At 61.0% G+C, this 22,618-nt stretch carries 15 protein-coding genes and 2 riboswitches; of the genes, 8 read left to right on the top strand and 7 right to left on the bottom strand.

What is annotated here, in order from left to right:
• Positions 1 to 39: 39 nt before the first annotated feature.
• Positions 40 to 3,750: a methionine synthase gene (gene metH, locus ACA063_RS16160; RefSeq protein WP_497662449.1), complete on the bottom strand. Its 3,711-nt coding sequence runs from the start codon at positions 3,748 to 3,750 to the stop codon at positions 40 to 42.
• Between the two features lie 154 nt (positions 3,751 to 3,904).
• Between metH and ACA063_RS16155 the strand changes: the two genes are divergently transcribed.
• The 3 genes from ACA063_RS16155 to nfuA all read left to right on the top strand — a co-directional run bounded on the left by ACA063_RS16155 (position 3,905) and on the right by nfuA (position 8,077).
• Complete coding sequence (locus tag ACA063_RS16155) at positions 3,905 to 6,214, top strand: fatty acid cis/trans isomerase (protein WP_497662448.1); 2,310 nt, start codon at positions 3,905 to 3,907, stop codon at positions 6,212 to 6,214.
• 186 nt (positions 6,215 to 6,400) lie between these two features.
• The gene (locus ACA063_RS16150) at positions 6,401 to 7,435 is read left to right on the top strand and encodes an acyltransferase family protein (RefSeq protein ID WP_497662447.1); all 1,035 of its coding nucleotides are present in this window, start codon (positions 6,401 to 6,403) and stop codon (positions 7,433 to 7,435) included.
• Positions 7,436 to 7,492: 57 nt separating this feature from the next.
• Positions 7,493 to 8,077 (top strand): Fe-S biogenesis protein NfuA, encoded by a 585-nt coding sequence (nfuA, locus tag ACA063_RS16145; protein ID WP_045057579.1) that lies wholly within the window; start codon positions 7,493 to 7,495, stop codon positions 8,075 to 8,077.
• 168 nt (positions 8,078 to 8,245) lie between these two features.
• Here nfuA and cobM read toward each other — a convergent pair whose 3' ends face one another.
• The 4 genes from cobM to ACA063_RS16125 form a co-directional block, all read right to left on the bottom strand.
• On the bottom strand, positions 8,246 to 8,992 hold the full coding sequence (gene cobM / locus ACA063_RS16140; RefSeq protein ID WP_497662446.1) for a precorrin-4 C(11)-methyltransferase: 747 nt from the start codon (positions 8,990 to 8,992) through the stop codon (positions 8,246 to 8,248).
• Between the two features lie 81 nt (positions 8,993 to 9,073).
• The gene (locus tag ACA063_RS16135; RefSeq protein WP_497662445.1) at positions 9,074 to 9,487 is read right to left on the bottom strand and encodes a cobalamin biosynthesis protein; all 414 of its coding nucleotides are present in this window, start codon (positions 9,485 to 9,487) and stop codon (positions 9,074 to 9,076) included.
• The gene (locus tag ACA063_RS16130; protein WP_497662444.1) at positions 9,484 to 10,191 is read right to left on the bottom strand and encodes a CbtA family protein; all 708 of its coding nucleotides are present in this window, start codon (positions 10,189 to 10,191) and stop codon (positions 9,484 to 9,486) included. Before ACA063_RS16130 ends, ACA063_RS16135 begins: the two co-directional genes overlap by 4 nt.
• An 11-nt stretch (positions 10,192 to 10,202) precedes the next feature.
• Positions 10,203 to 10,394 (bottom strand): CbtB domain-containing protein, encoded by a 192-nt coding sequence (locus tag ACA063_RS16125; RefSeq protein ID WP_162439333.1) that lies wholly within the window; start codon positions 10,392 to 10,394, stop codon positions 10,203 to 10,205.
• A gap of 120 nt (positions 10,395 to 10,514) precedes the next feature.
• Positions 10,515 to 10,741, bottom strand: a riboswitch (cobalamin riboswitch).
• A 196-nt stretch (positions 10,742 to 10,937) separates the two neighbouring features.
• Positions 10,938 to 11,152: riboswitch (cobalamin riboswitch) on the top strand.
• A 100-nt stretch (positions 11,153 to 11,252) separates the two neighbouring features.
• Here ACA063_RS16125 and cobW point away from each other — a divergent pair.
• The 4 genes from cobW (at position 11,253) to ACA063_RS16105 (ending at position 18,039) form a co-directional block, all read left to right on the top strand.
• Positions 11,253 to 12,314, top strand: coding sequence for a cobalamin biosynthesis protein CobW (gene cobW / locus ACA063_RS16120; protein ID WP_497662443.1), 1,062 nt, complete (start codon positions 11,253 to 11,255; stop codon positions 12,312 to 12,314).
• Between the two features lie 3 nt (positions 12,315 to 12,317).
• Positions 12,318 to 16,217, top strand: coding sequence for a cobaltochelatase subunit CobN (cobN, locus tag ACA063_RS16115; RefSeq protein WP_497662442.1), 3,900 nt, complete (start codon positions 12,318 to 12,320; stop codon positions 16,215 to 16,217).
• 158 nt (positions 16,218 to 16,375) lie between these two features.
• Entirely contained in the window at positions 16,376 to 17,374 is a 999-nt protein-coding gene (locus tag ACA063_RS16110) for a magnesium chelatase ATPase subunit I (RefSeq protein WP_497662441.1), read from the top strand.
• 20 nt (positions 17,375 to 17,394) lie between these two features.
• Positions 17,395 to 18,039 (top strand): vWA domain-containing protein, encoded by a 645-nt coding sequence (locus tag ACA063_RS16105; protein ID WP_497662440.1) that lies wholly within the window; start codon positions 17,395 to 17,397, stop codon positions 18,037 to 18,039.
• A 176-nt stretch (positions 18,040 to 18,215) separates the two neighbouring features.
• Here ACA063_RS16105 and poxB read toward each other — a convergent pair whose 3' ends face one another.
• A complete protein-coding gene (gene poxB / locus ACA063_RS16100) occupies positions 18,216 to 19,940 on the bottom strand; it encodes a ubiquinone-dependent pyruvate dehydrogenase (protein WP_497662439.1) in 1,725 nt (574 codons plus the stop codon).
• A gap of 77 nt (positions 19,941 to 20,017) precedes the next feature.
• A complete protein-coding gene (locus ACA063_RS16095) occupies positions 20,018 to 21,556 on the bottom strand; it encodes an MFS transporter (protein WP_497662438.1) in 1,539 nt (512 codons plus the stop codon).
• A 165-nt stretch (positions 21,557 to 21,721) separates the two neighbouring features.
• On the opposite strand from ACA063_RS16095, the gene ACA063_RS16090 reads away from it, so the two are divergent.
• A complete protein-coding gene (locus ACA063_RS16090) occupies positions 21,722 to 22,588 on the top strand; it encodes a LysR family transcriptional regulator (RefSeq protein ID WP_497662437.1) in 867 nt (288 codons plus the stop codon).
• Positions 22,589 to 22,618: the final 30 nt, after the last annotated feature.

The raw sequence follows: 22,618 nt of genomic DNA, 5'->3' as shown, positions 1-22,618 counted from the left end.
CAAAAACTTCGCGGGCAAGCCTTGCGCCCACAGACAGACTTAGTTGTCGTAACCCAGGTTCGGCGCCAGCCACCGCTCGGTCACGCTCAACTCCTGACCTTTGCGCGACGTGTAGCTCTGCACCTGGTCCTTGTCGATCTTGCCCACGGCGAAGTATTGCGCCTGCGGGTGAGCGAAGTACCAGCCGCTGACCGCCGCTGCCGGGAACATCGCGTAATGCTCGGTAAGGAACACACCGCTGCGCCCAGCCTGCATTTCACTGGCTTCGGGATCGAGCAGGGCGAACAGCGTGCCTTTCTCGGTGTGATCCGGGCAGGCCGGGTAGCCCGGAGCAGGGCGGATGCCGGTGTATTGCTCTTTGATCAATGCCTCGTTGTCCAGGGTCTCGTCCTTGGCGTAACCCCAGTAGTCTTTACGCACCTGCTGGTGCAACCACTCGGCACACGCCTCGGCCAAGCGGTCGGCCAGTGCCTTGACCATGATCGAGTTGTAGTCGTCGCCAGCGTCCTGATAGGCCTTCGCCACTTCCTCGGCGCCGATGCCGGCGGTGGTGATGAAACCACCCACGTAGTCGGCCACTTCGCTGTCCTTCGGTGCCACGAAGTCGGCCAGGGAGAAGTTCGGCTTGCCGTCGGTCTTGATGATCTGCTGACGCAGGTGATGCAGCTTGGCGATTGGCTTGCCGTCATCGCCGTAGACTTCGATGTCGTCGTCGCGCACCTGATTGGCCGGCCAGAAACCGAACACCGCGCGGGCACTGATGAGTTTCTCGTCGATCAGTTTGGCGAGCATTTCCCGGGCGTCTGCGTAGAGTGCGGTGGCGGCTTCACCGACCACTTCGTCCTGCAGGATGCGCGGGAACTTGCCTGCCAGGTCCCAGGAGATGAAAAACGGCGTCCAGTCGATGTATTCGGCCAGGACTTTCAAGTCGATGTTGTCCAGCACCTTGGCGCCGGTGAACGTCGGTTTGACCGGGGTGTAGGTGCTCCAGTCGAACTGCGGTTTCTTGGCGATGGCGGCCGGGTAGCTCAAGCGTTCAGTGCGGGCGCTGCGATTGGCGGTGCGCTCGCGAACTTCGATGTACTCCAGACGGGTTTTTTCGACGAACGCCGGTTTCAACTCCTTGGACAGCAACTGTGTCGCCACGCCCACGGCGCGCGAGGCGTCGGTCACGTAGATCACTGCATCGTTGCTGTACTTGGGCTCGATCTTCACCGCCGTGTGCGCTTTGGAAGTGGTTGCGCCTCCGATCATCAGTGGCAGGTGGAAATCCTGGCGCTGCATCTCGCGGGCCACGTGAACCATTTCATCCAGCGAAGGGGTGATCAGACCGGACAGGCCAATGATGTCGCACTTCTGCTCCTTGGCCATTTGCAGGATTTTTTCCGCCGGCACCATCACGCCGAGGTCGACGATGTCGTAGCCGTTGCAACCCAACACCACGCCGACGATGTTCTTGCCGATGTCGTGCACGTCACCCTTGACCGTGGCCATCAGGATCTTGCCCTTGGCTTCGGGCTTGTCGCCTTTTTCCAGTTCGATGAACGGGATCAAGTGGGCCACGGCCTGCTTCATCACGCGGGCGGATTTCACCACTTGCGGAAGGAACATTTTGCCGGCGCCGAACAGGTCGCCGACGATGTTCATGCCGGACATCAACGGGCCTTCGATCACTTCGATCGGACGGGCGAACGATTGGCGCGACTCTTCGGTGTCTTCAACGATATGCGTGGTGATGCCTTTGACCAGCGCATGCTCCAGACGCTTGTTGACCGGCCAGCCGCGCCATTCCTCGGTCTCGGCTTCCTTGACGCTGCCGTCGCCCTTGTATTTGTCGGCGATGGCGAGGAGGGCGTCGGTGCCTTCCGGGGTGCGGTTCAGCACCACGTCTTCCACGGCGTCACGCAGCTCGGCCGGGATCTGGTCGTAGATCTCCAGCTGGCCGGCATTGACGATGCCCATGGTCAGGCCGTTACGGATCGCGTACAGCAGGAACACCGAGTGAATCGCTTCGCGCACCGGGTTGTTGCCCCTGAACGAGAACGACACGTTGGACACGCCACCGGACGTCAGCGCATACGGCAGCTCGTCGCGGATGTAGGCGCAGGCATTGATGAAGTCCACAGCGTAGTTGTTATGTTCTTCGATGCCGGTGGCGACGGCGAAAATGTTCGGGTCGAAGATGATGTCTTCCGGCGGGAAGCCCACTTCGTTGACCAGAATGTCGTAGGAGCGTTTGCAGATTTCTTTCTTGCGCGCTTCGGTGTCGGCCTGGCCGGCTTCGTCGAACGCCATCACCACCACGGCGGCGCCGTAGCGCTTGCACAGTTTGGCGTGGTGAATGAACTGCTCAACGCCTTCTTTCATGCTGATCGAGTTGACGATGCCCTTGCCTTGAATGCACTTCAGGCCGGCTTCGATCACTTCCCATTTCGAGGAGTCGATCATGATCGGCACGCGGGAAATGTCCGGTTCACCGGCAATCAGATTGAGGAAGGTCACCATGGCCTTCTTCGAATCGAGCATCCCTTCGTCCATGTTGATGTCGATGATCTGCGCACCGGCTTCAACCTGTTGCAGGGCAACTTCCAGCGCTTCGGTGTAGTTGTCTTCGCGGATCAGGCGGGCAAACTTGGCGGAACCGGTAATGTTGGTCCGCTCGCCAACGTTCACGAACAGCGAACTGCGATCGATGGTGAAAGGTTCCAGGCCCGAGAGGCGACAGGCCTTGGGAATGTCCGGAATCTCGCGCGGCGCGTAACCGGCCACCGCTTTGGCGATGGCTTCGATGTGGCCCGGCGTGGTGCCGCAGCAACCGCCGACGATGTTCAGGAAGCCGCTTTGGGCGAACTCCTCGATGACTTTGGCTGTTTGCGATGGCAGTTCGTCGTACTCGCCGAATTCGTTCGGCAGGCCGGCGTTCGGGTGCGCAGATACGTGGGTGCCGGCCTTGTTCGACAGTTCTTCCAGGTACGGACGCAGCTCGCTGGCACCCAGGGCGCAGTTCAGGCCGACCGAGATCGGTTTGGCGTGGGCCACGGAGTTCCAGAACGCTTCGGTGGTCTGGCCGGACAGTGTGCGGCCGGAAGCGTCGGTGATGGTGCCGGAAATCATGATCGGCAGTTCGAAGCCCAGTTCTTCGAACACCCCTTGTACGGCGAAGATTGCCGCCTTGGCGTTGAGGGTGTCGAAAATGGTTTCGATCAGAATCAGGTCGGAGCCGCCTTCGATCAGACCTTTGGCGGCTTCGGTGTAGTTTTCCACCAGCTCATCGAAGGTCACGTTGCGGTAGCCGGGGTTGTTCACGTCAGGCGACAGCGAGCAGGTGCGGCTGGTCGGCCCGATCACGCCGGCAACAAAGCGCGGCTTGTCCGGGGTTTCCAGGGTCTTGGCGTCGGCGACCTTGCGGGCCAGGCGCGCACCTTCTACGTTTAACTCGTACGCCAGGCCTTGCATGCCGTAATCGGCCAGGGAAACCTGAGTGGCGTTGAAGGTGTTGGTTTCCAGAATGTCGGCGCCGGCATCCAGGTAAGCCTTTTCAATTGAGCCGATGACGTCCGGGCGGGTCAGTACCAGCAGGTCGTTGTTGCCCTTGACGTCACTCGGCCAGTCGGCGAAGCGTTTACCACGGTAGTCCTGCTCCTCGAGCTTGTAGCTCTGGATCATCGTGCCCATGCCGCCATCGAGAATCAGGATGCGCTCTTTGAGGGCGTGCTTGAGAGCTTGAAGGCGAACACTACGATCGGACATGTGGACTACTCGGAAAGACCATTACGAAGGGCCGGGATCATAGCAAACCTGTGCGCTTTTAGAGCATGCCGTGGTTTTGCATGAATATCGCTCATGTTGGTGGTGGACCCGGACCGGTAGAATCGCGGCGTTTTTCATGATCGGGACCAGGGACATGTCGTATCGCGTCGCCATCAGCATGATTGTGCTGTGTTTAAGCTGGGGCGCCGAGGCGCAAGGTCCGGTCATTGCGCCTGCATCATCCCCGGCCATTTCCTACAGTCGGGACATACAACCGATCTTCACTGAAAAGTGTGTGGCCTGCCACGCCTGCAATGACGCCGCTTGTCAGCTCAACCTGGGCAGCGGGGAGGGCGTTTCGCGGGGGGCCACGAAAAATCCGGTCTACGACGGCGAACGCTCCACTGCGGCTGTGCCGACTCGATTGTTTTACGACGCCTTTGGCAAACATGCCTGGCAGCAGAAGGGCTTTTATCCGGTCATCGACGGCCAGGCCAGCCAGGCGTCGTTGATGGCGAGGATGCTGGAGTTGGGCCACAACACCCCGTTGCAGCCCAACGCCAAATTGCCCCAGGACATCGTGCTGGGCATGAACCGGCAAAACATGTGTGCCATGCCGGCCGAGTTCGACGGATATGCCGGCACTCATCCCAAAGAGGGCATGCCGCTAGCCGTCACGGGCCTGACTGACCAGCAATACCAGACCCTGCAACGCTGGCTGGCCTCCGGCGCGCCAATCGACGAGCAAGGCCTTGTACCGTCGGCGCAGGAAGCGTTACAGGTGGTGCAATGGGAAAACCTGCTCAATGCGCCCGGTGCGCGGGAAAGCCTGGTGGGGCGGTGGTTGTTCGAACACTGGTTTCTGGCGCACGTCTACTTCAAGGACGGTGAGCCGGGGCATTTCTTCCAGTGGGTGCGCTCGCGTACGCCGACGGGCCAGCCCATTGACCTGATCCAGACGCGCCGTCCCAACGACGATCCGGGTACTCAGGTGTACTACCGCCTGTGGCCTGTGCAGGGCGTCATTGTGCAAAAGACCCACATTACCTACCCGTTGAGCGCGGCGAAGATGGGGCGGGTCAAAACCCTGTTCTACAGCGGTAACTGGCAGGTCGATGCCTTGCCGGGTTACGGGCCTGAACGCCGGGCCAATCCGTTCTCTACCTTCGAGGCGATTCCGGCGCAGGCGCGCTATCAGTTCATGCTCGATAACGCCGAATACTTCGTGCGCACGTTCATTCGTGGGCCGGTTTGTCGTGGCCAGATCGCCACCGACGTGATTCGCGATAACTTCTGGGCATTGTTCCAGGCGCCGGAACACGACCTCTACATCACCGACCCGAACTATCGTGGCCAGGCCACGCCTTTACTGGCAATGCCGGGGCAGAACGATGACGTCGGCAGCGTGTTGACCCTGTGGCATGACTACCGCAACAAACGTAACGAGTACGAGGCATTGCGCCGTGACAGCTACGCCGACGCGCCGGCGCCGAGTTGGTCGACCTTGTGGGCCGGCAACGACAACGCATTGCTGAGCATCTTCCGGCATTTCGACAGCGCTTCGGTGAACAAGGGCCTGATCGGCGACGTGCCTCAGACGATGTGGCTGTTCGACTTCCCGTTGCTGGAACGCACCTATTATCAACTGGCGGTTAACTTCGACGTGTTCGGCAACGTCAGCCATCAGGCGCAAACGCGGCTGTATTTCGACTTGATTCGCAACGGTGCGGAGCAGAATTTCCTGCGCTTGATGCCGGCCGATTCCCGGGAGGGTTACCTGGATGACTGGTATCAGAACAGCGGCAAAATCAAGATGTGGCTGGATTATGAGGCCATCGATGACAACAAGGAGACCGCGCTGAAGCTTGACGAGAAGGACCCCAAACGCGACTTTTCGATGCAGTTGCTGGCGCGGTACGGCGACCTCAATGCCAGGCCTGACCCGATCAACCGTTGCAACGGCGCCTATTGCTCGCGCCCGAACATCGATGTGGATTTACAGAATGCCGAACAGGCCTTGAGTACCCTGACGTCCCGTCCGGCGGCGGGCTTGAAGGTGATCGATCAATTGCCGGAAGCGACGATGCTGCGTATCGAAACCGCGAGTGGCAAACGTGCGGTTTACAGCCTGTTGCGCAACCGCGCGCACAGCAATGTGGCATTTCTGCTGGGTGAATCGCTGCGCTATCAGCCAGGGCTCGACACGCTGACTATCTACCCGGGCGTGCTCAGCAGCTATCCGAATTTCATGTTCAACATTCCTGCTGATCAGGTTCCGGCGTTCGTGGACGCCATGGAACACGCCAAGGACGCCAATCGCTTCGAGAAAATCGTCGAGCGTTGGGGCATTCGCCGCAGCCATCCGCAGTTCTGGTTCTACTTCCACGATCTGAGCCGCTACGTGCACGAAACCGACCCGTTGGAGGAGGGCGTGCTGGATATGAATCGGTACGAGAATCTTTGATCGACCTTTGAATCACGGTTGCTGTCCCAATCCAGAGACACCACAAAACCCTGTGGGAGCGAGCTTGCTCGCGATAGCTATCAGACAGTCAACATAGGAGGTGACTGACAGGCTGCAATCGCGAGCAAGCTCGCTCCCACAGGGGACCTGAGGTGATTGGTGGATTTGTGTTCGGGAGGGCGATTGATGTTGATTTCAGTGCAGGCATTGCGTGCACTCGCGGCCTGGGCGGTGGTCGGCCACCATTTCATGCAGATTTTCTTCGACTTCCAGGCCCGTGGCCCGGTGGGGCAGTTTTTCATCGACAAGGGCGCCGTGGGCGTGGATGTGTTTTTCGTTATCAGTGGTCTGGTGATTTTTCTGTCCACCGAGGGCAAATCGCTACCGCCAGGTCGATTCCTGCTGTATCGGCTGTTTCGCATTGTTCCGGCGTACTGGCTGTACACGGTGCTCATGGCGCTGGTAGTGGTGTTCGCGCAGCCTGTGTTGCCGGACCAAACGGTCGACTGGTCGCACTTCCTGCTGTCGCTGTTGTTCATTCCTACCGAAAACCCCGGCGGCTACGGGATTTATCCGACGCTGAATGTGGGCTGGACGCTGAACTTCGAAATGCTCTTTTACGTGGTATTTGCCTGGGCGTTGTTGTTCCGCTTGCAAGTCAGGCTGCTGATCGTTGCGGCGCTGTTGTTTGCGGTGTGTCAGGCGTGGACGGGGTATGGCTGGATCAGTGAGTTCTATCGTTCAGACATCGTCTATGAGTTTTTGCTGGGGATCGCCATCGGCATGATCTACCGTCGTGGCTGGATCAAACCCGGGTTGTGGGTGCCACTGTTGAGTATGGGGGGCGCATTGCTGGCGATCTATCACCTGGCACCGCAACCCCGATTATTGACCTGGGGCCTGCCCAGCGCGGCACTGGTGATGGCGAGCATGTCGCTGGAGCGGTACTTCGAACACAATCGGGTGCTGAAACTGCTGGGCGATTGTTCCTACTCGGTGTACCTGATGCACGTGCTGGTGCTGTCCGCCGGAGGTTTTGTCGCGCAACGTTATGGCGTGAACCCTTATGTGATGTTTGCCGTGTGCGTGCTGGCCATCGGCGTGGGTTCGTGGGCCAGTTACGAATGGGTGGAAAAACGCAGCTATCGGTGGCTTAAAGCCCGGATTGATGACTCGACAGCCACAGAGAGGGCCCAGACGCTTTCCCGACAAAAATACTAGGACTTTGTGCGGCGCGTTGATTGGCGTAAACTGCGCCCAAGCCTGCGAGGAGTTTCCATGACCGCTATTACCATCACCGACGCCGCCCACGATTACCTGGCTGATCTGCTGTCCAAGCAGAACACCCCGGGTATCGGGATCCGCGTCTTTATCACCCAGCCTGGCACCCAGTACGCCGAAACCTGCATTGCTTACTGCAAGCCGGGCGAAGAAAAACCTGAAGACACCGCTCTGGGGCTGAAAAGCTTCACGGCCTACATCGATTCGTTCAGCGAAGCCTTCCTGGATGACGCGGTTGTCGACTACGCCACCGACCGCATGGGCGGCCAGCTGACCATCAAGGCGCCAAACGCCAAAGTACCTATGGTCAACGCCGACAGCCCGATCAACGAGCGGATCAACTACTACCTGCAGACCGAAATCAACCCGGGGCTTGCCAGCCACGGCGGTCAGGTCAGCCTGATAGACGTGGTTGACGACGGTATCGCCGTTCTCAAGTTCGGCGGCGGCTGCCAGGGCTGTGGCCAGGCGGACGTCACCCTGCGTGAAGGCATCGAGCGCACCTTGCTCGAGCGCGTTCCCGAACTCAAGGGTGTGCGGGACGTTACCGACCACACGCAGAAAGAAAACGCCTACTACTAAGGCGTTCGCTGCGAAATGAAAAAACGGCACTGTGGCGAGGGAGCTTGCTCCCGCTCGATTGCGAAGCAATCGTAAAGCAGCTAATGCATTTTCCCGTGATGAATGCGTTGGTTGATTTAAGGACCGCTTCGCGGTCCAGCGGGAGCAAGCTCCCTCGCCACAGCTGCTTTAGGGGCGATATAGATGCGCATGCCCTGCACGATACAACGACGACTCGCTGAACTGATCACTCCCCAGCACCCGACCCACCAGAATCAATGCTGTACGCCTGAATCCCTTCGCCTCAACCTTCCCGGCAATGTCCTCAATCGTCCCCACGACCCAATCCTGATCCGGCCACGACGCGCGATGGATCACCGCGATCGGGCAGTCGGCGCCGTAATGGGGAAGCAATTCGGCGAGGATTTTTTCAAGGTGATTGACCCCCAAATGGATCGCCATGGTCGCCTTGTGCTGCGCCAGGCTGGCGAGCTCTTCGCCAGCGGGCATTACGGTTTTGTCGGCATAACGGGTCAGAATCACGCTTTGGGAAATATCCGGCAGCGTCAGTTCAGCCCCCAACAGTGCAGCGCAAGCCGCGGTTGCGGTCACGCCGGGAATGATTTCAAACGGGATGTCGAGCTCACGCAAGTAGCGGATCTGTTCGCCAATCGCGCCGTACAGGCTCGGATCACCGGAATGCACCCGCGCCACATCCTTGCCTTCGCTGTGGGCGGTTTTGATCAATTCAATGATCTGCTCCAGATGCAGTTCGGCGCTGTTCACCACCGTTTCGGCGTGATGCCCCTCCAAGACTGCAGTGGGCACCAGAGATCCTGCATAGATGATTACAGGACAGCTGCGAATCAGCCGCTGGCCTTTGACGGTGATCAGTTCCGGGTCGCCGGGACCTGCGCCAATGAAGAAGACAGTCATCGTCGTATCCTGTGAAAAAAGGGGCGAGGCACACCTTCAGATGAAGATTGCTCATGATCGGGGTGGGGATTATTGAGGATTTTAAGCGGTGCACGCCAATGCGAGGGTGGCCTGAGCGTATTTTTGTCGCGAAATCAGCAGCTTTGCCGGTGCGTCAGCCAGCTGTTCGGCGAGGGCCAGTGCGGCGCTTTCGGCGATGCCATAGCAACCCGTGCGCTCAAAGGCGATGTCCGAATGATGGCTGAGTTGCTCTTGATAACCCGCCAACTGCTCGCTGCTGAAGTACATGATCGGTAATCCCAACTGTTTGGCGAGCTCGATCAGGCCAGGCTCGTCACGCTTCAGGTCGATGCTGGCAAGTGCCTTGATCTGGTGAAGTTCGATCTGATGCGCCTGAAGGGCCTGGTCGAGCAGTGCCTGCAACGTGCTGACCGGGCAGCCGCGTTGGCAGCCCAGGCCGACCACGAGCGTCGGCGCTGTGCTGGCATGGGTCATGCGCGGTATTGGCCTTCACCTTTGCGGCGGAACAACCAGGCGCTGATCAGGCCCAGGGCCAGCCAGAACGCGACGTTGGTCAACTGCGAAGCGATTTTGAATTGAGCTTCCAGCGCTTCCGGGGCGAGCATCGAGTGCACTTCCGGTTGCGGCGCGCCGATCACATGGGGAACGGCCAGGATCGCCACGCCCAGGACCTTCATCAGCCAGTGACGGCTGAACACGATCAGTGCGATCCCGACGGCGGTAGAGGCGGCGGTGCCGATCCACCAGATCTGGCGTTGCGCCAGGTCGGCAGCGGCAGTGCCTGGCAGTTCAGGCGGCAGGCCCAGGGTTGGCGCGAGGACGAACGTGGCGTAACCGGCCAGGCCCCACAGCAAGCCTTGCGCGGTGCTATTGGGCGCACGCAGGGTGTAGAGGCCAGCGAGCATCAAGGCGAAACCAACCGCTACAACCAGGTTGCCACCGGTGGTGGACAGCACGCGCTGCCAGCCGTCTTGCGGCTCCCAGGCTTCGGCATCGTGGGCATGAGCGGCCATGGCAGTGCCGGTATGCTCATGGATTTCTACCGCGACAGGCTCTGATTTTTCGTAGGTCTCGGCCTGCAAAATCAGCGGAGCGACCCAGAAGCTTTGCAGCAGGGTCAGCAGGAGGGCGGCCAGCAGCCCGGTGAAACCTGCGGTTTGCGCAATACGCTTGATCATGTCGGCAGGTCTCAATGGCACGGGAATGCGGAGCTGTGACGGGTATCGTGGGCGGCGTTGTGCACCGCTTCGATGTGGGAGAACCCGGCAAAGTACACAAGGCATGCGCCCAGGATCGACGCACACAAGGCGGCGGTCAGGCGTTGAGTCAGGGTCGTGGTGCTGCTGGCGGTGTTGCTGCCGGTGGTGCTGATGGTCGACATGGCGCTTCCCTCTGGTCTGTCAGCGGGTGAATAGAGCGCATGGAAGATCCCTGCGAATCGGGCACGCAGAGATGCAACAGCGCCCGCCCACCGCGGGTTTGTTATTCAGTGAAGGTGAAAAATCACTGTGTGTTGCGGGCCGGTCTCCGGGCTCACGAGGGGCTGGGGTTTGGCCTCAACCTGCAAGAATCACCTTCCCATGCCGAACTGCTGGCACAGTGGATTTGATTCTTCAATCGCTTACCGTTGCGGGGGCAGCACCGGACTGACATGGCCTTGAGTAAAGCACATGATTCACCGGTTTCCCGTTTCACCCTGTGAAGGGCACCCGTAACAAGGCGTGTAGGAGAGCATGGGCGGGGTTTGGCGTCAATTGGCAAGGGTTCTCGTTAGGGGCGAAGACTAATGGGCTCTATGTAGGAGCTGCCGAAGGCTGCGATCTTTTGATTTTGTTTTTAAAGCAAAGTCAAAAGATCGCAGCCTTCGGCAGCTCCTACAGGGGAGCGCGTGAAGCTCAACGATTGACCCGCCCCAAGACCATGCGTAGCCTTGCGCATTCGAGGTTCTTCGGTATTTGCCGAAGCTAAGAAGGGAACGCGGTTCAAGCCGCGGCTGCCCCCGCAACTGTGAACGGTGATGTTCGCTGCCACGCCACTGCAAACCCTGTCCAACGGGTTCGCGGGAAGGCGCAGCGAATGCCAGGCGAAACTGCCCGGCACGCCGTCAGCCAGGAGACCTGCCTCGAAACAGATTCTCACTACAACCGGGCGGGGTGATCCGGTGGCGAACTCTTCCGCGCGCGCACCTGTCGCAGCGATTGTCGTCCCGCATGCCCGCCACCTTGCCAAAGGGCATCCGATGAAAACACTGGCCAAACTCCCCGTCACCATCGTTACCGGCTTCCTCGGCTCGGGCAAGACCACCTTGCTGCGGCACATGCTCGACAACGCTCAGGGCCGGCGCATCGCCGTCATCGTCAACGAGTTTGGCGAGCTGGGCATCGACGGTGAAATCCTCAAGCAGTGCGCCATCGGCTGCACCGAAGAAGAAGCCAACGGCCGCGTCTATGAGCTGGCCAACGGTTGCCTGTGCTGCACCGTCCAGGAAGAATTTTTCCCGGTGATGCGCGAACTCGTTGCCCGTCGTGGCGACCTCGACCACATCCTTATCGAAACCTCCGGCCTCGCCTTGCCAAAACCACTGGTGCAAGCCTTCCAGTGGCCGGAAATCCGCAGTGCCTGCACCGTTGACGCGGTGATCACCGTGGTCGACAGCCCGGCCGTGGCGGCTGGCACCTTTGCTGCTTTCCCGGATCAGGTCGACGCCCAGCACAAACTCGACCCGAACCTGGATCACGAGTCGCCGCTGCACGAACTGTTCGCCGACCAACTGGCCAGCGCCGACCTGGTGATCCTCAACAAGGCTGACCTGATCAGCCCTGAAGACCTGGCCCGTGTGCGCCTCGAAGTTGCCGAAGAACTGCCGCCCGCGGTCAAGGTCATCGAAGCCAGCAGCGGCCGCGTGCCCCTGGACGTGCTGATCGGCCTCGGTGCCGGTTCCGAAGAACACATCGACAGCCGCCACAGCCACCACGATCACCACCACGAAGGTGAAGACGACCACGATCACGATGCATTCGACTCCATTTCCATCGAATTGCCGCAAGCCGACGAAAGCCTGCTGATGGATGCGTTGACCCAACTGGTGGTCAAGCACGGCATCCTGCGAGTCAAAGGTTTCGCGGCGATTCCGAACAAGCCGATGCGCCTGCTGATTCAGGGCGTGGGCACGCGTTTCGACAAGCACTTCGACCGTCAGTGGGGCGCTGAAGAAGCACGCACCACGCGTCTGGTGTTGATCGGCCAGGCGTTGGACGCTGCCGAACTTGAAGCGCAATTGCGCGCTGCGCTCAGCGTTTAACCCATGCATCTGCTCAGGACTCAGCCCGGCGGTTTCGTCTCGGATGACAACATTGCCGACCTTGGACAAACCCCCGCCGAGTTGGTGATCCTGTGCAGCGGTGACTCCAGCCTGGCGTTGCTCGCCGAAGCGGCGCAGCAGCTGCCCGACGATTACCCGAGCGTACGCCTGGCCAACCCGATGCAGGTGCAGAATCACGCTTCGGTCGACCTGTATGTCGACGAGGTGCTGCGCCACGCCAAGGTGATCCTGATCTCGCTGCACGGCGGCATCGGCTACTGGCGTTATGGCGTCGAGCGACTTGTGCAGTTGTCCGAGCAAGGGGTGCACCTGATCCTGGTGCCCGGCGATGACCGCCCCGACCCGGAGCTCAGCGACCTGAGCACGGTAGCTGCCGACGACCGTGACCGGCTCTGGCAGTTTTTGCGTCAGGGTGGCCTGGGCAATGCGCTGGACTTTTTCCGCTGCCTGGCCAATCGCTGGCTGGGCCGCGATTACGCCTGGTCCGAGCCGCAAACCCTGCCGCGCACGGCCATCTACCATCCCCATAAAAGCCCCGCTGATCTGAAGGACTGGCAAGCCGATTGGTGTGCCGATCAGCCGGTCGCCGCCGTGTTGTTTTACCGCTCGCATTTACAGGCAGCGAACACCGCGTTTATCGATGTGTTCTGCCAGCGCTTGCAGGCAGCGGGATTGAACCCGTTGCCGATTGCGCTGGCCAGTTTGAAAGAACCCGGTTGCCTGACGGCGGTCGAGGATTGGCTGGATGAAGTCGACGCCGGGGTGATTCTCAACACCACCGGTTTCGCCCAGTCCAGCCCTGAAGCACCGCATTTGCGACCGTTTCGCCGCAATATCCCGGTCATCCAGGCGATTTGTGCCCAGGACAATGAGCCGGGTTGGCGCGCCAGTGAACAGGGCCTCGGCCCTAGGGATCTGGCGATGCACATTGCGCTGCCCGAACTCGACGGGCGAATCATCAGCCGGCCGATCAGCTTCAAGGACCTGGCGTGGCGCAGCGAACGCAGTCAATCGGACGTGGTGTGTTACCGGGCGCAACCCGAACGCATGGATTTCGTCGCCGAACTGGCGCGGCGCTGGATCGAGCTGGCGCGGGTGCCGAACGGCGAAAAACGCATCGCGCTGATTCTGGCCAACTACCCGACCCGGGATGGACGCATCGGCAACGGCGTCGGTCTTGATACGCCGGCCGCTGCACTGAATATCCTCCGTGCGTTGCATACGGAAGGTTATCCGTTGCCCGCCGAACTGCCGGACAGCGGCACTGCGCTGATCCAGCAACTGCTTGGCGGCGTCAGCAACGACCTCGACACGATCGACCAGCGTCCGTGCCAGCAAAGCCTGGGGCTGGATGATTATTGGCTGATGTTCAACGCATTGCCCGACGCCAACCGAGAAGCTGTCCTTGAACGTTGGGGGCCGCCGCAAAACGACCCGATGTTCCGCAGCGGCCGAATGATGATCGCCGGCCTGCGTTTCGGCCTGACTTTTGTCGGTATTCAACCGGCGCGTGGCTATCAGGTTGATCCGAGCGCGGTCTATCACGACCCCGACCTGGTGCCGCCGCACGGTTACCTGGCGTTCTATTTCTGGTTGCGCAACACCTATGGCGCCCATGGGGTGATTCACGTCGGCAAGCATGGCAATCTCGAATGGCTGCCGGGCAAGGGTGTCGGACTGTCGGAAAATTGCTGGCCGGACGCGCTGCTCGGTCCGCTGCCGAACATTTATCCGTTCATAGTCAACGACCCGGGCGAGGGCGCTCAGGCCAAGCGGCGCACTCAAGCGGTGATCATCGATCATTTGATGCCGCCGCTGACCCGCGCCGAAACCTATGGGCCGCTGCGCAACCTCGAATTGCTCGCCGACGAATATTACGAAGCGCAACTGCTGGACCCACGTCGGGCCCGGGAGTTGCAGCGCGACATCCTGCAACTGGTGCGCGATACCCACATCGACCGCGAGCTGCAACTGGACGAAAAGCTCAACAGCGAGGCCGATGCGGCGATCTGGTTGCCGCGGCTGGACACGTACTTGTGCGACTTGAAGGAATCGCAGATACGCGATGGCCTGCACATTTTTGGCGAGTCGCCGACCGGGCGGTTGCGCATCGACACCTTGCTTGCATTGCTGCGCATACCCCGTGGCGATGGACGAGGTGCGCAATCGAGTCTGCTGCGGGCGCTGGCCAAGGCGTTTGGCTTGGGTTTCGATCCATTGGATTGTGAGCTCGCCGAGCCGTGGATCGGGCCGCGTCCGCCTGAGCTGCAAGCCCTTAGTGAGGAAGTCTGGCGCACGGCGGGGGATACTCGAGAACGCCTGGAACTGTTTGCCGCAGAGCTGATCTCGCAGACTCTGAATACCGAAGTCGACGCTGAATCCTGCGGGAGCGAGCTTCTGTGGCGAGGGGATTCATCCCCGTTGGGTCGCGAAGCGGCCCCAGAAAATGGGACTGCTGCGCAGTCCAACGGGGATGAATCCCCTCGCCACAAAAGCGCGTTCCCACAGGCTCCCGGTTGGGCTGAAGTAAACGCAATCCTCGACACTCTGCGCGAAGTGGTCGCCCCCCGTCTGGATGCCTGCGGTCCGGCAGAAATGCGCGGTTTGCTCGACGCCTTGAGCGGCCGCTTCGTCCCGGCAGGCCCTAGTGGCGCGCCGAGTCGAGGTCGTCTGGACGTGCTGCCAACTGGGCGCAATTTCTATTCGGTGGATGTGCGCAACCTGCCGACCACTACCGCGTGGCGGATTGGTTTCCAGTCGGCGAACCTGATTCTCGAGCGCCACCTGCAAGACCACGGCGACCATTTGCGTCAGCTTGGCCTGTCGGTCTGGGGCACCGCGACCATGCGTACCGGCGGCGATGACATCGCCCAGGCCATGGCATTGATGGGTGTACGGCCCGTGTGGGCCACGGGCAGTCAGCGGGTCGACGACTTCGAGATTCTCCCGCTCAGTCTGCTGGACCGTCCGCGAGTGGACGTGACCTTACGGGTCTCGGGCTTCTTCCGCGACGCCTTCGCCAACCTGATTCGCCTGTTCGACGCCGCCGTGCAAGCGGTGGCCGCGCTGGACGAACCGGACGACCTTAATCCGCTGGCGGCCAAGGTACGCGCCGAGCACACAGCGTTGCTGCAATCGGGCCTGGACGAAGACGCGGCTCGACGTCAGGCCGGCTGGCGCATCTTTGGTGCCAAGCCAGGCGCTTATGGCGCTGGCGTGCAGGGCGCCATCGACGGTCGCTTGTGGCAAAGCCGCGAGGACCTGGCCGAGGTTTATCTGAATTGGGGTGGCTACGCTTACGGTGGCTCCGACGAGGGCACTGTCGCCCGAGACCAATTCGCCCAGCGCTTGAGCCAGGTGCAGGCAGTGCTGCAGAACCAGGACAACCGCGAGCATGACCTGCTCGATTCCAACGACTATTACCAATTTCAGGGCGGCATGCTGGCGGCCGTCGAGAGCCTCAGCGGTGAAGCGGCCGCCAGTTACCACGGCGATCACAGCCAGCCAGACTTGCCGAAGATTCGTACGCTCAAGGAAGAACTGAACCGGGTGATTCGCTCGCGGGCGGCCAATCCGAAGTGGATCGACGGCGTGAAGCGCCACGGCTACAAAGGTGCGTTTGAACTGGCTGCGACGGTGGACAACCTGTTCGCCTTCGACGCCACCACGCAGCTGATCGATGACCATCAGTATGCGTTGCTGGCCGACGCCTATCTGCTCGACCCGAGCACCCGGGATTTTGTTCGTGAGCATAATCCTCATGCGCTACGCGATATGACCGAGCGGATGCTGGAGGCGCAGCAGCGGGGGATGTGGAAGGAACCGGGGGAGTACCGGGAAGCGCTGGAAAGTTTGTTGCTGGATATAGAAGAAGAAAGCTGACCGCTTTTTCTGTGGGAGTGAGCCTGCTCGCGAAGCGGTGTGTCAGTTTGTGATGATGCCGAATTTGGCAGCCCCATCGCCAGCAGGCTGGCTCCCACAGGGATCGAGGTGCTTATGAGAATTTTGGATGAATCACCGACCATGACCGAGATTTGCTAATGACCGACACCCCCCATTTCCCGCTCTCCGCCGTGGTCGGCGCTGACGATCTCAAACTCGCGCTCTGCCTCACTGCCATTGACCCGAAAATCGGCGGCGTGCTTATCGAAGGCCCTCGGGGCATGGCCAAATCGACCCTGGCCCGTGGCCTGGCGGACTTGCTGGCCAGCGGTCAATTCGTCACCTTGCCCCTCGGAGCGACTGAAGAACGTCTGGTCGGCACCCTCGACCTCGATGCAGCCCTGAGCGAAGGTCGCGCGCAGTTTTCCCCCGGTGTATTAGCCAAGGCCGACGGCGGGGTGCTCTACGTCGATGAGGTCAATTTGTTGCCCGATCACCTCGTCGACCTGCTGCTCGACGTCGCTGCCAGCGGCACCAATGTGATCGAGCGCGACGGCATTTCCCATAGGCATTCGGCGAAGTTCGTACTGATCGGCACCATGAACCCGGAAGAGGGTGAGTTGCGCCCGCAACTGCTTGACCGATTCGGCCTGAACGTCGCCCTCAGTGGCCACACGGTGCCGGCCGAGCGCGGGCAGATCATCCGCCGGCGCCTCGATTTTGATAGCGACCCACAACACTTCTGCGCGCAATGGGAGAGCCAGCAGCAGTCCCTGCGCGAACAGTGCGAGCGGGCGCGCAGCGCGTTGGCAGGTATTCCACTCGACGATCAGGCGCTGGCACAGATTACCGAGCGCTGCTTCGCTGCCGGCGTCGATGGCCTGCGCGCGGACCTGGTCTGGTTGCGTGCTGCTCGTGCCCATGCAGCCTGGCGCGGAGCGAAGGCCATCGCCGAGGAGGATATCGACGCCGTCGCCGAATTCGCCTTGCGCCATCGCCGTCGTGAGCACACCCCACCGGCCCCGCAACACAGCCAGCCACCCTCCGGCGAGAACACGCAGCCGAGCGAAGGCCAGGGTCAATGGGGTGAAATGCCTGCTCAGGCGCTGCCGATCGGCGCCCGACGTGAAGTGCCGAGCTGGCCAAAAAAGCCTTAGGCATTCGCCCTCGATCGGACGTGGGGGCGAATGCCAGACCCCGTGCCGGACGGCTCGATAACGGCAAGCAGGGCAAACGTCACGCGGCGCGAAGTGGCTCGATCAATTGGCCCGGCACGTTACTCAATGGCCGTCCGCGTCAACGTGAGGACGTCCTGTTCCACCTGCGCACCCGGTCGCCCCATGAGCTGTGGCTGGTGATCGTCGATGCCTCGGCTTCGACGCGTCGCCATCAGGCCTTGAGCGATGCCAAAGGTCTGCTGGCCCAGCTGTTTGATGACGCCTATCGCCAGCGTGCGCGATTGGCTTTGCTGACGGCCAGTGGTGCGGTGCCGAATTGGCAGGTGCAAGGGTTGAAAGCGTCGAGCGGTCTGCGTACCTGGCTGGATGGGTTAGGTGCCGGGGGAGGGACGCCATTGCTGGCGGCACTGGGTGAAGCGGGGCGTTGGCTGGTCGCTCGGCAAAAACGTTTTCCGGCTGAGCAGCAACGGGTATTGCTGCTGACCGATGGACGCTTGAAGGCGTGGTCGATGTTGCCGACGCTGGCATGCCCGGGGGTGCTGATCGATATCGAGCGAGGGCCGATTCGGTTGGGTCGGGCGAAGTTGCTGGCGGCGGAGCTTAAAGCGCAATACCGGCACATCGATGAACTGATTCCGCGTTGAGTTAGCTCTTTTTTTCGCGAGTGATCTATCGTAGGAGCTGCCGAAGGCTGCGATCTTTTGATCCGTGACGGCAGCGAGGATCAAAAGATCGCAGCCTTCGGCAGCTCCTACAGGATGTGTATTTTCAAAGGATCGATGTACGAACAAACCTTGCCCGCGACATGGCGAGGATCGGTTCAGCGAAACAGGTTGGTCCGCGCCAACTCGATCACCTCATCCCCACGCCCGCTCATCACCGCTTTGAGCATGTACAAACTGAACCCCTTGGCCTGTTCCAGCTTGATGGTGGGCGGCATCGCCAATTCCTGTGTGGCGGTCACCACATCTACCAGTACCGGCCCGTCATGCGCCAACGCCCGGCGTAACGCCTGTTCCAGATCCTCTGACTCCTCGACACGAATCCCCAGAATGCCCATCGCATTGGCCATCGCCGCAAAGTCCGGATTGTGCAGATCAGTGCCGGTATCCAATAGCCCGCTGGACTTCATTTCCATGGCGACGAAGCCCAGTGACGCGTTGTCGTAGACGATGATTTTTACCGGTAACTTCAACTGCGCCAGGGAAATGAAATCCCCCATCAACATGCTGAAACCACCGTCGCCGGACAGGGAAATCACCTGGCGATCAGGGAACGCTGCCTGCGCGCCGATGGCTTGAGGCATGGCGTTGGCCATCGATCCGTGATTGAACGAACCGAGCAGGCGTCGCTTGCCATTCATTTTCAGATAACGGGCGGCCCACACCGTCGGGGTGCCGACGTCGGCCGTAAAGATCGCGTCGTCATCGGCCAGTTCGCTGAGCAGGCGTGTGAGGTATTGCGGATGAATCGGCCGGCCTGGTGCTGAAGGTTGCGCCAGGTCATCAAGGCCTTTGCGCGCCTTTTCGTAATGCTTGAGCGAGGATTCCAGAAAGCTCCGGTCCGCACGATACGGCAGACGCGGAAGCAGCGCCGCCAGGGTTTCGCCGACGTCTGCGGCGATTCCGAGATCCAGCGTGGTGCGGCGCCCGAGGGCTTGCGGGTCATGGTCGATCTGAATGATGGTGGCGTCGGTCGGGTAAAACTGGCGATAGGGAAAGTCGGTACCGAGCATCACCAGCGTGTCGCAGTTGAGCATCGCGTGATAACCGGAGCTGAAGCCGATCAAACCGGTCATGCCGACATCGAACGGGTTGTCCCACTCGACATGCTCTTTGCCGCGCAACGCGTGCACCACCGGCGCGCCGAGGGCGTCGGCCAATGCCACCACTTGATCATGAGCACCGGCGCAACCGGCGCCGCACATCAGCGTCACGGCTTTGCTCTGGCTCAACAATTCGACCAGTCGATCGAGGTCGTGAGGCGCTGGCAAGGTGCGCGGTTTTGCGAGGGCCGGCCAGGGCTTCAGGTTGTCTTCGACTACCTGCAGGGCGACGTCGCCGGGAATGACCACCACCGCCACACCACGATTGAGAAGGGCGCTGCGCATGGCCCGGTGCAGCACATGCGGCATCTGGGCCGGGCTGCTCACCAGTTCGACGAAATGGCTGCATTCCTTGAACAGTTCCTGGGGGTGGGTTTCCTGAAAGTAATTCAGGCCGACTTCCGAAGACGGAATCTGCGCGGCAATTGCCAGCACCGGCACATGGTTCTTGTGGCAATCGAACAGCCCGTTGATCAAATGCAAATTGCCCGGTCCGCAACTGCCCGCGCACACCGCCAGTTCCCCGGTGACCGCCGCTTCGGCGCCAGCGGCAAACGCGGCGACCTCCTCGTGGCGCACGTGCATCCATTCAATGCTGTCCATGGTGCGCAGGGCGTCGGTCAGGCCGTTGAGGCTGTCGCCCGTCAGGCCCCAGATGCGTTTGACGCCGGCCTGTTCAAGGGTGGTAGCCAGTTGCTGGGCAATGGTGATTTTCGCCATGGGAAGGGCTCCAGTGATCGATGAGTTATCTTCAGGGTTTAAAGAGGACAACTCAACGCAGGCCATGACTCACTTGTTTATTCCAGGCTCATGGACACGCGAGTCGGGACCGGGATTGGGTTGCGCATCAATGTGCCCACCACCAGGGCTCCCAGCAGTGCCAGCAAACCGGCGACCAGCAGCAACAAACTGAAGCCACCGACGAACGCCTGCCGCGCTATAGGCTCGACTGCCGCGCGGGCAACATCAGGCAACAAGCTCATGGCCGCCGTCATGTCACCGGCCACCACGCGAGACGCAATGCCCTGCGCCTGATCGAGCCATTGCCCACCCTGTGTCGACAGTTGGCCGCGCAGCAAGGCTTCGGTATGGCTCGACAGCAAAGCGCCATACACACCGATGGCCAGCACGATGGCGCTAAAGCGCATGGTGGTGCTCATGCCCGACGCCATGCCGGTGCGTTCCCGAGGCACGCAGGCCATGATGTTTTTCTGCGTGTCGCCATTGAGCAAACCCGCGCCGGCCCCCGTCACGGCGATTGCCAGGGCAAAGGGCAGGTAGCCCCCGCTGGAGACGGCCCAGGCACTGAGCAGGTTGCCGCTGCCGACCAGTGCCAGTCCTGTCGCCATCAAGGTTGCCGGCGCAAAACGTGTCGCCAGTCGGGCGCCGATCTTCGGGCAGATCAGCATGGTCACGGCAAACGGCAACATCCCCAGCCCCGAGGCAATCGCGGAAAAGCCGAGGCCGTTTTGCAGGTAGAACGGCAACAGCGTCATCATCACCTGGGCACATCCGGCATAGGCGAACATGCCCAGCAACGCGCCGATGAAGCGCGGATGCCTGAACAGTTGCAGGTCGACCATGGGGCGTTGCTGCATCCGTTCGATCACGATGAACGCGCCCAGCAGCAGCGCGCCCCCGACGAGTCTTGCGTAGGTCAGCGGGTTGCTCCAGCCGATCCGGTTGGCCTCGATCAGGCCCCAGATCAGGCACGCCAGACTGGCACTGAACGCCAGGCTGCCCCAGGGATCGAGGCGCGCCGACTGGGTGTCGCGGGACTCGGGAATCGCACGCCAGACCATCACCATCAGCAACAAACCCACGGGCAGGTTCAGGTAGAAAATCCAGCGCCAGCCGATGGATTCGGTGATCACACCACCCAGGGTGGGGGCGGCCGTCATCGCCACGCCCATGCACGCACCCCAGAATGCCCACGCCTTGGCCCGCTCCACTTCATCGTGAAAAGCGTGGCCGATGGAGGCCAGCGCCGAGGTCAACAGCAGCGCCGCGCCGACACCTTTTATAGCCCGTGCAATGTCCAGGAACAACGCGTTCGGCGCCGCCCCGCAGCCGATCGACGCCAGGATGAATATGCTCAGGCCCCAGAGCAGGGTTTTCTGTCGCCCGAAGCGGTCGGCAATACTGCCCGCCGGCAATAACAGCGCGGCAAAGGCCAGCATGTAGGCGCTGACCACCCATTCGATGTCCGCGAAATTCGCGCCCAGGTCCCTGGCGATGGTGGGCAACGTCACGGCGACAATGTTGGTGTCGAGGACAATCAGTGAACAGACGCCTGAGGCTGTCAATAACGTCAGGCGCGGACTGACGCGGCTCATGACAGGATTGCCTTTTGGGCAAGGTCGCTGGTCGCGGTGGTATCAAGAGGTTTAACGTTCATGATTCGGGCTCTTTACTGTGATTGCCCGATGAGCTTATCGTGACCCACCAGGGACTTTGTTAGCCAAGATCCTGAACTTCATTACCTTTGAGCTAATGCACGCATGGACATACGGCATTTCCGCTATTTTCTGGCCGTTGCCCGGCAAGGCAATTTCACCCGCGCCGCCGAGCAACTGGGTATCGCGCCGCCGACCCTGACGCGACAGATCCAGGACATGGAGAACGAACTGGGTACGCGCCTGTTCGTGCGGCAAACCCGTGAAATCAGCCTGACCGAGGCCGGCGCGGCTCTGGTGATCGAAGCCGAGGCGACGGTGCGGCAATTCGAATACGCCCAGCAAAATGCCCAGCGCGCGGGGCGTGGGGAAATTGGTCATATCGAACTCGCCTACGTGGCTTCGGCGGTGTACTCGGGCCTGCTGCAGAAACAAGTGCAGGCCTTCAGCCGTGCATGCCCGGACGTCAGCGTGAACGTGCGCGAATACCCGATGGCGTCATTGCCGGCGATGGTGGACGAGGGTCGATTCGATATCGGTTACGTGCGTTCACCCATGACGCTGCCTGAAGGCCTGGAAGCGATCCGCCTCGACGCTGAGGGTTTCGTATTGGCACTGCCGAGCGAATCATGGCTATCGCGACTGACGGAGATCGGCCCGGAACACCTGCAGGGCGAGACGTTCATTCTTCCGGAACAGATCAGCGGCACCTTGCAAGTCGCGGCCGCTGGCGGGTTTGCGCCCAGGTTGGGGGCACAACCGGGCGGATTGGTGGCAGTGCTGGCGCTGGTGTCCCTGGGGCAGGGCGTAGCGGTGGTGCCGGAGTCGGTGGTTGGGCATGTCGGGTTGCCGGGTGTGGTATATCGGTCGATCAAGGGCTGTGAGGCGAGTTCGTGGTTGTCATTGGTGTATCGGCGGTTCGAGAAGTCGGCGGCGGTCGTCAGGTATATCGAGTTGGTTAAACAACGCTAAAAGCTTCGCGAGCAGGCTCACTCCTACAGG

It is taken from the genome of Pseudomonas sp. LBUM1643 (genome assembly GCF_059716215.1).
This window is presented reverse-complemented; position numbering and strand designations above follow the sequence as displayed.

Bases quoted from the DNA above. Each gene is read 5' to 3' on its own strand.
- cobN (WP_497662442.1), top strand. From the start codon at position 12,318: ATGCATCTGCTCAGGACTCAGCCCGGCGGTTTCGTCTCGGATGACAAC.
- ACA063_RS16130 (WP_497662444.1), bottom strand. From the start codon at position 10,191: ATGATCAAGCGTATTGCGCAAACCGCAGGTTTCACCGGGCTGCTGGCC.
- ACA063_RS16155 (WP_497662448.1), top strand. From the start codon at position 3,905: ATGTCGTATCGCGTCGCCATCAGCATGATTGTGCTGTGTTTAAGCTGG.
- nfuA (WP_045057579.1), top strand. From the start codon at position 7,493: ATGACCGCTATTACCATCACCGACGCCGCCCACGATTACCTGGCTGAT.
- ACA063_RS16135 (WP_497662445.1), bottom strand. From the start codon at position 9,487: ATGACCCATGCCAGCACAGCGCCGACGCTCGTGGTCGGCCTGGGCTGC.
- metH (WP_497662449.1), bottom strand. From the start codon at position 3,750: ATGTCCGATCGTAGTGTTCGCCTTCAAGCTCTCAAGCACGCCCTCAAA.
- ACA063_RS16090 (WP_497662437.1), top strand. From the start codon at position 21,722: ATGGACATACGGCATTTCCGCTATTTTCTGGCCGTTGCCCGGCAAGGC.
- poxB (WP_497662439.1), bottom strand. From the start codon at position 19,940: ATGGCGAAAATCACCATTGCCCAGCAACTGGCTACCACCCTTGAACAG.
- cobM (WP_497662446.1), bottom strand. From the start codon at position 8,992: ATGACTGTCTTCTTCATTGGCGCAGGTCCCGGCGACCCGGAACTGATC.
- cobW (WP_497662443.1), top strand. From the start codon at position 11,253: ATGAAAACACTGGCCAAACTCCCCGTCACCATCGTTACCGGCTTCCTC.
- ACA063_RS16110 (WP_497662441.1), top strand. From the start codon at position 16,376: ATGACCGACACCCCCCATTTCCCGCTCTCCGCCGTGGTCGGCGCTGAC.
- ACA063_RS16150 (WP_497662447.1), top strand. From the start codon at position 6,401: ATGTTGATTTCAGTGCAGGCATTGCGTGCACTCGCGGCCTGGGCGGTG.
- ACA063_RS16125 (WP_162439333.1), bottom strand. From the start codon at position 10,394: ATGTCGACCATCAGCACCACCGGCAGCAACACCGCCAGCAGCACCACG.
- ACA063_RS16095 (WP_497662438.1), bottom strand. From the start codon at position 21,556: ATGAGCCGCGTCAGTCCGCGCCTGACGTTATTGACAGCCTCAGGCGTC.